At 70.1% G+C, this 14,686-nt stretch carries 12 protein-coding genes; 2 read left to right on the top strand and 10 right to left on the bottom strand.

Translation table 11 applies throughout. The annotated features are described in order from the left end of the window. Positions 1-174 precede the first annotated feature (174 nt). Complete coding sequence (locus V5F49_RS09790; protein ID WP_394117498.1) at positions 175-1,077, top strand: substrate-binding domain-containing protein; 903 nt, start codon at positions 175-177, stop codon at positions 1,075-1,077. 38 nt (positions 1,078-1,115) lie between these two features. Here V5F49_RS09790 and V5F49_RS09785 read toward each other — a convergent pair whose 3' ends face one another. The 8 genes from V5F49_RS09785 to V5F49_RS09750 form a co-directional block, all read right to left on the bottom strand. Beyond that, on the bottom strand, positions 1,116-1,322 hold the full coding sequence (locus V5F49_RS09785) for a TOBE domain-containing protein (RefSeq protein ID WP_394117499.1): 207 nt from the start codon (positions 1,320-1,322) through the stop codon (positions 1,116-1,118). Between the two features lie 160 nt (positions 1,323-1,482). Continuing rightward, entirely contained in the window at positions 1,483-3,198 is a 1,716-nt protein-coding gene (locus V5F49_RS09780; protein ID WP_394117500.1) for an AAA family ATPase, read from the bottom strand. 148 nt (positions 3,199-3,346) lie between these two features. Then, positions 3,347-4,918 carry a 2-polyprenylphenol 6-hydroxylase gene (gene ubiB, locus V5F49_RS09775; RefSeq protein ID WP_394117501.1) on the bottom strand — a complete coding sequence of 524 codons (1,572 nt, stop codon included), beginning with the start codon at positions 4,916-4,918 and terminating at the stop codon, positions 3,347-3,349. Positions 4,919-5,159: 241 nt separating this feature from the next. After that, entirely contained in the window at positions 5,160-5,963 is an 804-nt protein-coding gene (gene ubiE / locus V5F49_RS09770) for a bifunctional demethylmenaquinone methyltransferase/2-methoxy-6-polyprenyl-1,4-benzoquinol methylase UbiE (protein ID WP_394117502.1), read from the bottom strand. A 135-nt stretch (positions 5,964-6,098) separates the two neighbouring features. Continuing rightward, complete coding sequence (locus tag V5F49_RS09765) at positions 6,099-6,356, bottom strand: hypothetical protein (protein ID WP_394117503.1); 258 nt, start codon at positions 6,354-6,356, stop codon at positions 6,099-6,101. A gap of 223 nt (positions 6,357-6,579) precedes the next feature. Continuing rightward, positions 6,580-10,077, bottom strand: coding sequence for a hybrid sensor histidine kinase/response regulator (locus tag V5F49_RS09760; protein ID WP_394117504.1), 3,498 nt, complete (start codon positions 10,075-10,077; stop codon positions 6,580-6,582). 96 nt (positions 10,078-10,173) lie between these two features. Next, positions 10,174-10,875, bottom strand: coding sequence for an alpha/beta hydrolase (locus V5F49_RS09755; protein WP_394117505.1), 702 nt, complete (start codon positions 10,873-10,875; stop codon positions 10,174-10,176). Positions 10,876-10,943: 68 nt separating this feature from the next. Next, on the bottom strand, positions 10,944-11,432 hold the full coding sequence (locus V5F49_RS09750; protein ID WP_394117506.1) for a MarR family winged helix-turn-helix transcriptional regulator: 489 nt from the start codon (positions 11,430-11,432) through the stop codon (positions 10,944-10,946). A 146-nt stretch (positions 11,433-11,578) separates the two neighbouring features. On the opposite strand from V5F49_RS09750, the gene V5F49_RS09745 reads away from it, so the two are divergent. Beyond that, complete coding sequence (locus tag V5F49_RS09745; RefSeq protein WP_394117507.1) at positions 11,579-12,007, top strand: organic hydroperoxide resistance protein; 429 nt, start codon at positions 11,579-11,581, stop codon at positions 12,005-12,007. 96 nt (positions 12,008-12,103) lie between these two features. Here V5F49_RS09745 and rpoN read toward each other — a convergent pair whose 3' ends face one another. Both rpoN and lptB read right to left on the bottom strand, forming a co-directional pair. Next, positions 12,104-13,660 (bottom strand): RNA polymerase factor sigma-54, encoded by a 1,557-nt coding sequence (gene rpoN, locus V5F49_RS09740; RefSeq protein ID WP_394117508.1) that lies wholly within the window; start codon positions 13,658-13,660, stop codon positions 12,104-12,106. Between the two features lie 37 nt (positions 13,661-13,697). Next, on the bottom strand, positions 13,698-14,642 hold the full coding sequence (gene lptB, locus V5F49_RS09735) for an LPS export ABC transporter ATP-binding protein (RefSeq protein WP_394117509.1): 945 nt from the start codon (positions 14,640-14,642) through the stop codon (positions 13,698-13,700). Between the last annotated feature and the right edge of the window lie 44 nt (positions 14,643-14,686).

Below are 14,686 nucleotides of genomic sequence, written 5' to 3'. Positions count from 1 at the left end.
GAGCGGGCGGGGCAGGGGTGCTGGTGCGCGGGGGCGGGACTTGCCGGCGGGGACTTGCCGGCGCGGCGCGTTTCCGGTTGCGCATAGCCGGCAAAGCGGTATTCATGCCGATACAGGTCGGCCGGATCGCCCCCGGCCTCCGTCCCATCGACCCCGCGCCCGGGCAGCCGCCGCATGTCGGATTTTCTCACCACGCGAGAGCTGGCGTCCCTGCTGCGGGTGAAGGAGCGCAAGGTCTACGACCTCGTGGCGGCCGGCGGCCTGCCGGTGCGCAGGGTGACGGGCAAGCTGCTGTTTCCCCGCCGCGACATCGAGGACTGGATCGCCGCGTCGGCCGGTCCCGGGGAATGCGCGCGGGAGGCGGTGCCGGTGATGGCCTCTGCCGCCGCCAGCCCGCCGCCGCTGGTGATGGCGGGCGGGCACGATCCGCTCCTTGAATGGGCGCTGCGCGAGAGCCGCTCCGGTATCGCCGCGCTGCTCGACGGCGCGCTGGACGGGCTTGATCGCGCCGGGCGGGGAGAGTGCCTCGCGGTCGGGCTGCACGTGCCGGAGCCGGACGGCTGGAACACCGGCGCCGTGGCCGGGCGCTTCGGCGGCCGGCCGTGGGTGCTGCTGGAATGGGCGCGACGGGCGCGGGGCATCATCTTCCGGCGCGAGCTCGGCCGCCGGCCCCAGCGCCTGGTCGATCTCAGGGGCCTCAGGTTCCAGCGGCGCCAGGCCGAGGCGGCGAGCGAGATGGTGCTCGACCAGCTGCTGGCCGACGAAGGCCTGACCCGCGCCGACCTGACTCTGGTGGCGACCATCGAGCGCTCGGAGACCGACCTCGCCCACGCCATCGCCGGCGGCCGGGCGGATGTGGGGCTCGGCATCGAGGCGGCTGCGCGCCAGCACAATCTCGGCTTCGTGCCGCTGACGCACGAGCGGTTCGACCTGCTGGTGTGGCGCAAGGCCTATTTCGATCCGCCGTTCCAGAAGCTGATGGCGTTCTGCCGCCAGCCCGCCTTCGCCGCCCGTGCCGCCGATCTCGGCGGCTACGACGTGTCCGGCTTCGGCACGGTCCATTTCAACGGCGACTGACGGGCCGCGCCCCACCGGGGCGGGGCGCGGCCGAAGCGTCAGTCCACCGCGACGATCACGTCCGACGACTTGACGATGGCGGTGGCCGTGCCGCCCACTTTCAGGCCCAGGTCGTCCACCGCCTCGTTGGTGATGGAAGCGGTCACTTTCAGGCCGTTGACGTCGAGCACCACATGGGCGGTGGTGGTGCCCTTCTTCACGTCCACGATGGTGCCGGTGAAGGCGTTGCGCGCTGAGACCTTCATGGGACTGTCCTTTCCGATCCCCGCCGCGACCGGCCGCCGCGGGTGCGGCCTGGCGCGGGGCTTCGCAAGGCGCCGGGTGCGCCCGCGTCCGGAGGATAGGCCCAATCCTGTGTCGATCCCAATATAGGAAGAGCCTCGAGCCGCTGCCCGGCCGACCCGCTCAGGCGACCCCGTCCAGCGGCGGCACGTCCAGCGCGCGGAAGATGGCGCAGCGGCGGAACACCTCGATGGTCGGCTCCGCCTGCTTGCGCGCGCAGAACTTCGCCACCAGCTTGGCGAGGCCCTTGATGTCGCGGCCGGAGGTGTCGGGGAACATGGTCACCAGCGTGCCGATGAGCTGGTCCGACAGGTCGAGGCCGAACTGCTCCGCCATCACCCGCCAGATCTTGCGCCGGTCGTCCGGGCCGGGCGCGTGATACTTGATGAGGGCGATGCAGCGCGAGACGATGGCCTCGTCGATGTCGTCCACCCGGTTGGTGGTGAGGAACAGGAGGCCGTTGAAGTATTCGAGCACGCGCAGGAACACGCCGACCACCGCGTTCATGGTCAGATTGTCCTGCCGGCGCTTGATGTAGACGTCGGCCTCGTCGATCAGCATCACCGCGCCCCAGCGCTGGGCGCGGGTGAGCGCGTCCTTCAGCGCCTGCTCCATGTGGGCGACATCGAGGCCGAGCTGGCCGGAGTGCACCCGGTAGAGCGGGCGCTGGATGATCTCGGAATAGACCTCGGCGGTGAGCGTCTTGCCGACGCCGGGCGGGCCCGCGCAGAGCACGGTGGTGCCGCCGGACTTGCCGGCCACCACGTCGTCCATCAGCGTGTTCATCTCCGCCGTGAGGATGTCGATCAGGTCGGTCTGCTCGGGCGGCAGCACCAGCTTCTGCTTGAGCTCGGGGTGGTATTGGTAAGGTTTGACGTCGTCCACATGCACCCACACATGGTGGTGCAGCTCCAGATGGAACATCAGGATCAACGGGTGGATGGGCATGTCGGTGAAGGCGCCCTTCGGAATGCTGTCCTTCGCCGTCCGCAGGGCCTCGTCCACCGCCATGTGGAAGAGGTTCTGCTTGTCCGCCTTCTTCACGATCTTGTCGAGGAAGAAGCCGGAGGTCTCGTTGCCGAGCGTGCGCTCGCCCAGCAGTTCCTCGTCATTGACGAGCCGCGCCTCGCTGCCGGACGAGGACAGCACGATCACCGACTTGCGCGCCCAGTCGGTGTCGCGGCGGTTGGCGGTAGGGTCCTCGGCGAAGATGCCGGTGCCGGTGCCGGAGAACTGCTGGCCATAGCGGGCGCGCCAGTCGAAATAGCGCGCCATCTGCGCATCGAAGGAAGCGAGCAGGCCCTCGTCCTCCATCAGCCAGCCCTTGGCCGCGAGCGTGCCGGGAATGGTCAGCCCGCGCAGGTCCTTGGAGCGGATGAGCAGGTTCTCCACGTGGGTGCGGCCGCGGTTGTTGGCCTTCAGCTCCACGATGAGGCGACCGGCTTCCTCCTCGCCCGGCGGGGTGTAGTCGAGCCGGGTGATGAGATAGGGCTCGGGCTTGCCGCCGGGGTTCATGCGGAACAGCCAGCCGCGCAGGCAGCTCTTGACGAAATAGAGCGCCAGCGCGCCGGCCAGATCCTCCAGCTCGTCCGGGCCGAAGCGCTGCCCCGCGTCGCGGAACACGCCGACCAGGTTGGCAAGCTGCTCCTCCTGCCCGCGGATGGTGGTGCCGCCGGCCTTCAGAACCAGCTCGTGCAGATGGGCGAGCTCGTCCGGGGAGAGCACGTCGAGCCCCACCTCCATCCGGCTCGACAGGCGCGGCTGGGCCAAGAGATGGGCCCGGTCCGGAAAGGCATCGACCAGGGATTCGACGACCAGACGCTCGACGATCAGCTTCATGACGCGCCTCACAGCGACGCGCGATGTCGGGCCTGCGACACTCTTGGAGCACCTGCGACAGCCCGGGGCACCGGCGGAAGGGTTCTACCGGGCGTAGCAAGATCAGGGCCGGCGCCGGCGGCAGCCGGGAAAAAGGCGCGCGGGGGCCTCAGCCCAGCCAGATGCCGAGCAGGGAGATGGCGATGATCCAGAGCGCCACATTGCCCCAGAAGGCGCGCTTGGCCTCGGCCTTGCCGATGCCTTCCAGCGAGCCGGGGGAGAGGGCGAGGCCGTCGCGGGTGGCGGCGTCCAGCTGCTCCATCACCCGCGCGGTGCGGGTGAGCAGGCCGGGAAGGGTGGTGGCGAAATGGCCCATCTCCGACAGGCCGGCCCCGGCGCGCTGCAGCTGGCCGGACGGCCCGAGATTGGCGGCGATCCAGTCCTCCACCACGGGGGCGGCGGTCGTCCACATGTCGAGCTGGGGATCGAGCGAGCGGGCGACGCCCTCCACCACCACCATGGTCTTCTGCAAGAGCAGCAGCTCGGGGCGCGTCTGCATGTCGAACAGAGCGGTGACCTCCAGCAGCAGCGCCAGCAGGCGGGCCATGGAGATCTGGTCGGCGGTGCGCGAGTGGATGGGCTCACCGATGGCGCGGATGGCGAGGGCGAAGTCGTCTACCGAATGGTGCATGGGCACGTAGCCGGCCTCGAAATGCACCTCGGCCGTGCGGCGCCAGTTGCGGGTGATGAAGCCGTAGAGGATCTCCGCGAGGAAGCGGCGCTCCTTCAGGCCGAGCCGGCCCATGATGCCGCAATCCACCACCACCAGCCGGCCCTGCGCGTCCACGAACAGGTTGCCGGGGTGCATGTCGGCGTGGAAGAAGCCGTCGCGCATGGCCTGCTGCAGGAAGGACTGCATGACGATGCGCGCGATCTCCTTCAGGTCGTGCCCGGCGGCGAGAAGGCCGGCGCGATCGGAGAGCTTGATGCCGTCGATCCACTCGGTGGTCAGCACCTCGCGGCCGGAGCGGTTCCAGTCCACCCGCGGCACATGGACCTCGGGGTCCTCGCGGGTGTTCTCGGCAAGCTCCGCATAGGCGGCGGCCTCGAGCCTCAGGTCCATCTCCATGGAGACGGAGCGGGCGAGGGTGTCCACCACGCTTTGCAGCTTCAGGCGCCGGGCCTCGGCGAAATGCTCCTCGGCGAAGCGGGCGATGCGGCGGAAGGTGCCCATGTCGGACGCAAAGCGCCGGTCCACGCCCGGGCGCAGGATCTTCACCGCCACCGCCGCGACCGAGCCGTCCGCCTCGCGCGCCTCGGCCTTGTGCACCTCGGCGATGGAGGCGGCGGCGACCGCCGGCCCGAACACGGCGAACACCTCGCCGACCGGCCGCTCGAACGCGTCGGCGACGGTCTGCTCCGCCACGTCCTGGCCGAAGGCAGGCATCTGGTCCTGCAGCACCTCCAGGTCGCGGGCGACCGAGGCGCCCACCACGTCCGGACGGGTGGCGAGGAACTGGCCGAGCTTCACATAGGACGGTCCCAGCCGGGACAGTGCCGCGGAGAAGCGCGCGCGGCGGGTGCCGGCGTCCTTCCGCGCGATGAGGCGGGCGATGCGCAGCAGCGGGCGCGCCAGCGGCGGGGCGGCGGCGGGCGACATGAGCGAGAGCACGCCCTCGCGGGAGAGCACGTAACCGGCGCGGGCGAGCCGCGCGGCATCGGCGGCGAGCAGGAAGATCATGGGCGGCGTCCGCGAATGCGTTCGGTGGGGCCGGGGGCCGTGCGGTCGGGCGCGGGCCGGTCCGGCAACGGCAGGGCCCGAAAGGACAGGTCCTGCAAAGGCAGTTCCGGCGTGGGCAGTTCCGGCGTGGGCAGTTCCGGCGTGGGCAGGTCACGCGTGGGCAGGTCACGCGGGCGCAGGCCAGGCGAGGGGCGGGCGGCTGCGGCCATCCCCGCCCGCGCCGGCCCCGCGGGGCGCGCCATCAGATGCGCCAGCCCCAGTGCAGAGCGACCACGCCGCCGGTCATGCGCGTGAAGTCCACGCGGGCGAACCCGGCCTCCCGCATCATCTGGGCGAAGGTCTCGGCCGGCGGGAAGCGGCGGATGGATTCCACCAGGTACTGGTAGGGCTCCGCATCGCCCGCCACGCGCTTGCCGATCTCGGGGATCACGCGGAAGGAGAAGGTGTCGTAGATCTTGTCCAGAAGCGGCACGTCCACCTTGGAGAATTCCAGCACGAAGGCGCGGCCGCCGGGCTTCAGCACGCGGCGCATCTGTTTGAGCGCCAGCGGGATGCGCGGCACGTTGCGGATGCCGAAGGCGATGGTGACGGCATCGAACGAGGCATCCGGGAAGGGCAGGTCCTCGGCGTTGGCCTCGGTGAAGGTGACCTTTTCGGAAAGCCCGCGCTTCTCCGCGCGCTCGCGGCCCACGGCCAGCATGTCGGTGTTGATGTCGGCGACGGTGGCCCTTGTGCCGGAGCCGCCGGCGCCCACCACGCGGAACGCCACGTCGCCGGTGCCGCCGGCGAGGTCGAGCAGCGCGAACGGGCGGGTGCCCTGGGGCGGGCGCACCTTGGAGACCAGCGCGTCCTTCCAGGCCCGGTGCAGGCCGCCGGACATGAGGTCGTTCATGATGTCGTAGCGGCGGGCGACCTTGTGGAACACGTCGTCCACCAGAGACTGCTTCTCGGCCAGCGGCACGGTGCGGTAGCCGAAATGGGTCTCGGCGCGGGTCTGGCCCGTCGCGGGTTCGGAAGTCGTCGGGTCCGTGATCGGGTCCGTCATGGGTTCTGGGGGCCGCGCGCTGTTGGTCTCGGCCGGGACCTTATCGGATGATGCATGCCGGCGCCATAAAGCCGGCGTCGCATGGTGGGCAGCTATGGCGGGACGCCTGGGCGGGCCCCGCCGTGGGCCGCCGGATCAGCGGCCGCGGGGCTCGGGATCGGCCTTGCCGGTGCGGGCGGAGGCGCGCATCAGGTCGGTCACGTCGAACTCGAGCCCGTCGGCGGTGTAGCGCGGGTCCGGCCCGGTCCCCGTTCCCTTGTTGCCCTTCGCAGTGTTCTTGGTCGCGTCCTTCGTGCCGCGCAGAGGAAGGCCGAGGGAAAGAGCAAGACGCCGCTTGCGCGCGGCGATTTCTTTCCGCAGCGGGAAGACGGGAACGTTGATCGTGATCGTCATAGCCACGCTCCAAAAGTATATCGCGCATTCAAGTCGAGATGGATGTGTTACAAATATTAACGAATTCGTAACACATCCCTCTGGCGAGGGCGTGCTTCTATGGCACGCGTCCATAACGATGCCTGAAGGCGGCGTTTATTGGGCGTTCATGGGGATGAACGGGGGCTTAACCGGGAAGCTTCCGGCCTGTGGCAAAAAGGCAGCGCTTGAGCTGGCTAAAGGCCTATTCCGCGGCCGAGCGGGCGAGCCGCCAGTGGGCGAGCAGGGCCCGCAGCGCCGCCGGCTTCAGCGGCTTGTTGAGGATCTCCATGTCGGCCGCGCGGGCCGCGTCGCGCACCTTCTTGGAGCGGTCGGCGGTGATGAGCACGGCCGGCAATGTCCCCAGTTTCCACCTCAGCGACATGACCGCCTCGATGCCGTGGCCGCCGTCCAGATGATAGTCCACCAGCGCCACGTCGGGCTTGGCGCGGCTCTGGCGCACCGCCTCCACGGCGCCGGCTGCGCTGGGGGCGGTGATGACGGCGCAGCCCCAGCCGGTGAGCAGCGTGCGCATGCCCTCGAGGATGGCCGGCTCGTTGTCGATGGCGAGGATGGTGAGCCCGTCCAGCGGCGCGCCGCCGCGGGTGGGGGCGACCATCGCCTGCGGCTCCTCCGGCATGGAGACCGCCACCGGCAGCTCCACCGTGAACACCGTGCCCTTGCCGAGCTTGGACCGGAGGCTCACGCGGTGCTCCAGCACACGGGCGATGCGCTCCACGATCGACAGGCCGAGCCCGAGGCCGCGCGCCACCTTCGCTCCCTGGTCGAGCCGCTGGAACTCCTGGAACACCAGCTTGTGCTTCGAGCGCGGGATGCCGACGCCGGTGTCGTGGACCTCGATGCGCAGCCGCCCGCCCGCCCGCCGGCACCCCACCAGGATGCGCCCGCGCGGGGTGTATTTCACCGCGTTGGAGACGAGGTTCTGCAGCAGCCGGCGCAGCAACCGGCGGTCTGACCGGACCGCCAGCGTGGTAGGCACGAAGGTGAGGCGCAGGGCCTTCTCCTGCGCCAGGGGGGCGAATTCCATCTCCAGCTGGCGGAACACGTCGGCGATGCGGAACGGGGCGAACTCCGGCCGCATCACCCCGCTGTCGAGCCGGGAGATGTCGAGCAGGGCGGAGAGGATCTCCTCCACCGATTCCAGCGAGGCATCCACATTGCCGGCGAGGCGCTCCTCCTCCGGCCCCCGGGCGCGCTCCACCATGGCGGTGACGTAGAGGCGGGCGGCGTTCAGCGGCTGGAGAATGTCGTGGCTGGCGGCTGCGAGGAAGCGCGTTTTCGAGACGTTGGCTTCCTCGGCGTCGCCCTTGGCCAGCTGCAGCGCCTCGTTCAGCCGTTCGAGCTCCTCGGTGCGCTCGCGCACCCGGCGCTCCAGCGTCTCGTTGGAGCGCTCCAGCGCCAGGGCGGCCTCCACGCTGGCGGTGATGTCGGTGAAGGTGACGGCGATGCCGCCGTCCGGCATGGGGTCGGAGCGCGCCTCGATCACCGCGCCGCGCTGGTGCAGGCGCTCGGAGAAGTCGGGGCGGGGGCGGGCATAGCGGATGATGCGCTCGCCGATCTCGCCGTCGTCCTCGCCCGGCGCGGCGGAGAGGATGTCGGCCAAAGGCGCGCCCACGGCGTAGCAGTCGGCCGGCAGGTCGAGCATCTGGCCGAACTGGCGGTTCCAGCAGACGAGGTGCAGGTCGCGGTCGAACACGGCGATGCCCTGCCGCACATGGTCGATGGCGCTCTGCAGCAGCTCGCGATTGTACTGGATGGCGGCGGAGGCATCGTCGAGCAGCTTCAGCGCCGCCTTGGTGGAGACCGTGCGCTTGCGCAGCAGCAGCGACAGCACGATACGGGCGGAGGCCGCGCCGACCGCCGACGCCAGCAGATGCTCGGCATGGCGCACGAGGCCGGCGTCGGCCTCACGGCGGGGATCGAGCGCGAAGCCCTGCTGGCGGGCGTAGCTTTCGAATGCGGCGCGCGCCCGCTCGGGGCCGAGATAGCGCTCCACAGTCGTGATCAGCTCGCCGAGGGTGATGGAGGAGCGCCAGCGCAAAAACGCCTGCCGCGCCTGCGTCCGCTCCCCGCTGCCGGCGAACAGCCGCGCCTGCACCGCCTCGATCTGGCTCGGCTTGGTGAAGAACGACACGAGGATGAGCACCACCGTGTTGACCACCAGGCTCCAGGTGACGCCGTGGGCGAGCGGGCTCGCTGAGAGGCCCAGCAGGGCGGTGGGCTTCAGAACGGCGAGCCCGAACGGGCCGTTCTCCACGATCGAGCTGGAGATGAAGCCGGCGTCCGCGAGGCTCGGCACCAGCATGGTGTAGGCCCACAGGACGGTGCCCGAGAGGATGCCGGCGATGGCGCCCTTGGCGGTGGCGCGCTGCCACATGAGCCCGGCGGCGAACGCCGGCCCCACCTGGGCGATGGCGGCGAAGGAGAACAGGCCGATCTGCGCCAGCTGGATGTCGCCGATGGTGCGGTAATAAAGGTAGGCCAGCAGCACGATGGCGAAGATGGACACCCGCCGGATCATCAGCAGCAGGTTCATCATGTCGTCGCGTGGCCCGCCCTCGGCGGCGGCGGCGCGCCGGCGCAGCAGCAGCGGCATGACCAGATCGTTGGAGAACATGATGGCGATGGCCACGCACTCCACGATCACCATGGCGGTGGCGGCCGACAGACCGCCCACGAACGCCAGCAGCGCAAGGGTGTCGAACCCCGCCGCCAGCGGTACCGCCAGCACGTAGACGTCGCTGTCCACGAGGTGCAGCGGGAACAGCGTCATCCCCGCGAGCGCCAGCGGCACCACGAACAGGTTGATGAGCACGAGGTAGAGCGGGAACAGCCAGCGGGCGCGGCGGATCTCGCTCTCGCCCTTGTTCTCCACCACCGCCACATGGAACTGGCGCGGCAGCAGCATGAAGGCGCCGCCGGACAGGATCGTCATGGCGAGCCAGTTCTCCAGCGAGAAGCCGTGCTCGAACGGCTCCGTCACCCCCGCCTCGCGCGCCGCGTGCCAGAGCTGGCCGGGCCCGTCGAAGATGATGAAGGTGACGAGCAGGCCCACCGCCAGGAAGGCCGCCAGCTTCACCAGCGATTCCGTGGCGATGGCGAGCATCAGCCCGTCCTGGTGCTCGGTGGCGTCGGTGTGGCGGGTGCCGAACAGGATGGCGAAGGCGGCCATGGCGCAGGCGACGAACAGGGCGAGGTCGCCCACCACGGTCGAGCCCTCGCCGCCGCCGGTGAGATGTCCGAGCATGGCCACCAGCGAGGCCGAGACCGCCTTCAGCTGCAGGGCGATGTACGGCACGGCGGCGACGATGGCGACCACCGTCACCAGCGCGGCGATGCCCTGGTTCTTGCCGTAGCGCGCCGCGATGAAGTCGGCGATGGAGGTGATGTTGTTGGCCTTGGCGAGCCGCACCACCCGCAGGAAGAAGGGCGCGCCCACCGTCATCAGGATGATCGGGCCGAGGTAGATGGTGAGGAAGTCGAAGCCTTGGGTGGTGGCAAGGCCGACCGAGCCGAAGAAGGTCCAGGAGGTGCAGTAGACCGCCAGCGACAGGGAATAGATCATCGGCCGCGGCGAGCGGCGGTCCTGCGCCGGGCGCAGCCGGTCGCCGTAGCTCGCGATGGCGAACAGGAAGCCGATATAGGCCAGCGCTGAGAAGATGACGACCGAGGCCTGAAGCATGTCTCCCGTCCGGCGGCGCGGGCCGTCCCGCCGCACGTTCTTCTTGTGCTTGGCGCGACCTCACCACTTCGCCGGCGCATTGTCCAGCGGGGGAAATCAGCCGCCCGCAGGTTCGCCGGCGGGCCCGAGGAAGAAGTCCACGGCCAGCCCCACCACCGGCGGCTGCCAGGCGTGGGGGCCGTTGTATTCCATGTAGGTCACGTCGTAGCCGGCCTCCTTCAGCAGGGCGGAATGCGCCCGCCCGCTGCGGGCGACGGGGATCTGCTCGTCATTCACCCCGTGGGAGATGAACACCCGCGGCGCCCCCTCCTGCCGGTGCACCGACATGAAGCCGGCCGAGGAGACGATGAGGTGGGTGACGAAGTGCCCGTTGGTGAGGCCGAGGGAGAGGGCATAGCTCCCCCCGTCCGAGTGGCCCGCGAAGCAGATGCGCGCGGGGTCTATGGCAAAGCGCGCCGCCACCGCCGCAAGCCCCGCCTCCAGCCGCTCCCGGTCCGGCCCGTTGCCGGCGATCACGATGTCCCAGGTGGGGAAGGTGGATTGCGGCACCATCAGCAGGAAGCCGCGCCGCGCCGCGTGGGTGGACATCATGGGCAGGATCCTGTCGGCGCTGCCGCCGCCGCCATGGAACAGCACCATCAGCGGGGTCGGGCTGCCGGGGTCGATGCCGTCCGGCACCACCAGCACCGTGTCGCGCGTCTCGGCGAGGCCAAGGTCGTGCCGGCCCGGCGGCAGGGGCGGCAGGGTGGGCGCGGCCGGCGCGAAGGTGACATGGCCGGCGAGATGGGGATCGAGCATGACCTTGGCCCGTGTGCGTCAGGGGCTCTGGTGTACCGTATTCCGAATGCGCTCGGAAAGGGCCGAGGTCACCCGCGCGCGCCGGTCTCGATCGCCTCGCGCAGGCGCACTACCTCGCGCATGAGCCGCACCGCCTCGGCCGGCTCCAGCCCGGTGGCGCCAAGGATGCAGCCGGGGATGCGCCGCGCCTTCTCCTTCAGGGCGGAGCCGGCCGCGGTCAGGCGCACCCGCACCACCCGCTCGTCGGCGGCGTCGCGGCTGCGGGTGACGAGGCCGAGGCCCTCCAGGCGCTTGATGAGCGGCGTCAGCGTGCTGGATTCCAGGCCGAGCTTCTGGCCGATGCCACCCACCGCCTGGCCGTCCTCCTCCCACAGGGCGACCATGACCAGATATTGCGGATAGGTCAGGCCGAGCTCGTCCAGCAGCGGCTTGTAGAGGCGCGTGAAGGCGTGGCTGGCCGAATAGAAGGCGAAGCACAGCAGGTCCGCGACGGGCGGAAGCTCGGGCAGGCCGGCGGCGGGGTCGCCAGCGGCAGGGGGGTGGGGCTGATCGGTCATGATGACGCTCGTGAGTTGGCTTTAGAATAAATCGCACACGATTGAATCGCAACCGCTTGACGGCCGCGGCCGGCTGGGCTAATTAAAGATCGTACACGATTTAATCGCGTCGACTAAATCAGATCGGCGCATGAGGAGCAGGTCCCATGTCCGTGAATGTTCTCTACAGCACCACTGCCCGCGCCACCGGCGGCCGCGACGGCCGCTCCGGCACCCTTGACGGCGCCGTGGACGTGAAGCTCGTCACGCCCAAGGAGCTGGGCGGCGGTGGCGGCGAGGGTGTGAACCCCGAGCAGCTGTTCGCCACCGGCTATGCCGCGTGCTTCCTCGGCGCCATGAAGTTCGTGGCTTCGCAGGGCGGCAGCGCGAAGGTGCCGGCGGATGCCACCGTCAGCGCCACCGTGGGCATCGGCCCGCGCTCGGAAGGCGGTTTCGGCCTGGAGATCGCCCTTGAGATCGCCCTGCCCGGCGTGGAGCGCGCAGCGGCCGAGGAGCTGGTGGCCAAGGCCCACCAGGTGTGCCCCTACTCCAACGCCACCCGCAACAACATCGACGTGAAGCTCACGGTCGTCTGAGCGACGCAGCCTTTCCCTGCCCCGAAGGGACCGGACGGGCCGCCCCGGCTTCTTGCAGCCGGGGCGGCCCTTCTGCGTTCGGGGAGCCGGCGCGCCTCAGTTAGCGGCGCTGCGCAGGGCCATCTTCTCGCGGCGGCGCTGGACCGAGGAGGGGATGTTCATGCCCTCCCGGTACTTGGCGACAGTGCGGCGGGCGATGTCGATGCCGTCGTCCTTCAGCTTCTGCACCAGCGTGTCGTCGGACAGCACGTCGTCGGCGCTCTCCGCCTCGATCAGCGTCTTGATGCGGTGGCGCACCGATTCCGCGGAGTGCGCCTCGCCGCCGCCGGAGGCGGAGATGGCGGAGGAGAAGAAGAACTTCATCTCCACCACGCCGCGTGGGGTCGAGATGTACTTGTTGGACGTGACGCGCGAGACGGTGGATTCGTGCATGCCGATGGCGTCCGCCACCGTGCGCAGGTTCAGGGGCCTGAGGTAGCGCACGCCGTGCAGCAGGAAGGCGTCCTGCTGGCGCACGATCTCGCTCGCCACCTTCAGGATGGTGCGCGCCCGCTGGTCCAGCGAGCGGGTCAGCCAGCTGGCGCTCTGCAGGCAGTCGGCGAGGAAGCTCTTCTCCTCCTGCGAGCGGGCGTGCTTGACCACCGTGGCGTGGTAGGTCTGGTTCACCAGCACCCGCGGCAGGGTCTCGGAATTCAGCTCCACCAGCCAGGTGCCGTCGGCGCCGGGGCGCACATAGACGTCCGGCACCAGCGGGTGGACCACGCCGGACCCGAAGGCGAGGCCGGGCTTGGGATCGAGCCGGCGGATCTCGCCGATCATGTCGGCAAGGTCCTCGTTGTCCACGCCGCAGATGCGCTTGAGCGCGTTGCGGTCATGCCGGGCCAGCAGCTCCAGGTTCGCCACCAGCGCCTGCATGGCGGGGTCGAACCGGTCGCGCTCGCGCAGCTGGATGGCGAGGCACTCGGCGAGATTGCGCGCGCCGACGCCCGAGGGCTCGAAGGTCTGGATCAGCTTCAGCACGTCCTCGACCTCGGCGCGCGGCACGCCGAGCTGCTCGGCCAGAAGGTCGAGGTCGCCGGTGAAATAGCCGGTCTCGTCGATGAGGCCGATGAGATTGACGCCGATGAGCCGCCGCGCGGCATCGCTCACCGCCACCGAGAGCTGCGCCTCCAGATGGTCGGCAAGGGTCGTCTCGGCGGTCAGGAAGGCTTCGGGGTTGTAGTCCTCGCCGCGCTCGCCGCCGCCCCATTCGCCCGAGCTGGGGGAGGGGCTGGTGCTGCCGGCGCCCGCCGCGCCGCGGTCGGAGGGGGCATCATCGGGAAAGACGTTGCCGAGATCGGTGTCGAGCCGGCTCTCCATGGCTGCCCGGCTCGGCTCCATGTCGCCTTCCATCCAGTCGCCGGAAGGGGCCGGTTCGTGGCTCGCAGCCTCGGCCGCGCCGCGCTCGGCCGCCTCGGAGGGGGTCTCCCCCGTGCCCTCGGCGCCATCGCCCTCGCTGATCCGCTCCAGCAGCGGATTGCGTTCCAGCTCGGCCTCCACGTAGGCCACCAGCTCCATGTTGGAGAGCTGCAGCAGCTTGATGGCCTGCATCAGCTGCGGCGTCATCACCAGCGACTGGCTCTGCCGGAACTCCAGCTTGGGGCTCATCGCCATGGCGGAAGCCTCCGCCGGCGGGGGAGGAGGCGCGCCGTCACAGCCGGAACTCCTCGCCGAGGTAGAGGCGCCGCACGTCGGGGCTGGAGACGATGGATTCGGGATCGCCCTCCATCAGCACCGAGCCGGAATGGATGATGTAGGCCCGGTCGATCAGGCCCAGAGTCTCGCGCACGTTGTGGTCGGTGATGAGCACGCCGATGCCGCGCGAGGTGAGGTGGCGCACCAGCGCCTGGATGTCGCCCACCGCGATGGGGTCGATGCCGGCGAACGGCTCGTCCAGCAGCATGAAGGAGGGCCGGCTCGCCAGCGCGCGGGCGATCTCGAGCCGCCGCCGCTCGCCGCCCGACAGCGCGATGGACGGCGACTTGCGCACGTGGGTGATCTTGAACTCCTCGAGCAGCGCCTCGCATTCCTCGCGGCGGCGGGCGCGGTTCTTCTCCGTCACCTCCAGCACGCCGAGGATGTTGTCCTCCACCGAGAGGCCGCGGAAGATCGAGGCTTCCTGCGGCAGGTAGCCGACGCCGAGGCGGGCGCGGCGGTACATGGGCATGGGGGTGATGTCGTGGCTGTCGAGCTCGATGCGCCCGGCATCGGCCTTCACGAGGCCGGTCACCATGTAGAAGCAGGTGGTCTTGCCGGCGCCGTTGGGGCCGAGCAGGCCCACCGCCTCGCCGCGCCGCACATTCAGGCTCACGTCGCGCACCACCTGCCGGCCGCCATAGCTCTTGGCGAGGCCGAAGGCGGCGAGGGCGCTGGTGGAATCAAAGGGCGCGGGACCGCCGTCGTCGAACAGGCCGTGACCGGCCTCCGCGAAGGCCTCGTCCATGTCCCAGCGGTCGTCGTAGCCGGCGTCGGCCCGCCCGTCCCACTCCGGCCCGCCCGCCGTGCCGCTGCCGTTCGCGCGGGACCGACCCGTCCCGGATGCCCCGGGCCTGGACTTCGCAGGCTTCGACTTGCCGAAGATGGACAGGACGTTCAACGCGACCTCCGGAAACCGGCCCCCCAACTTGCGAAAATCTAGAA

Source organism: Xanthobacter lutulentifluminis (assembly GCF_043194675.2).
GTDB lineage: Bacteria > Pseudomonadota > Alphaproteobacteria > Rhizobiales > Xanthobacteraceae > Xanthobacter.
The sequence above is the reverse complement of the archived record's forward strand: the minus strand, read 5'-3'. Positions and strand labels throughout refer to the sequence as shown.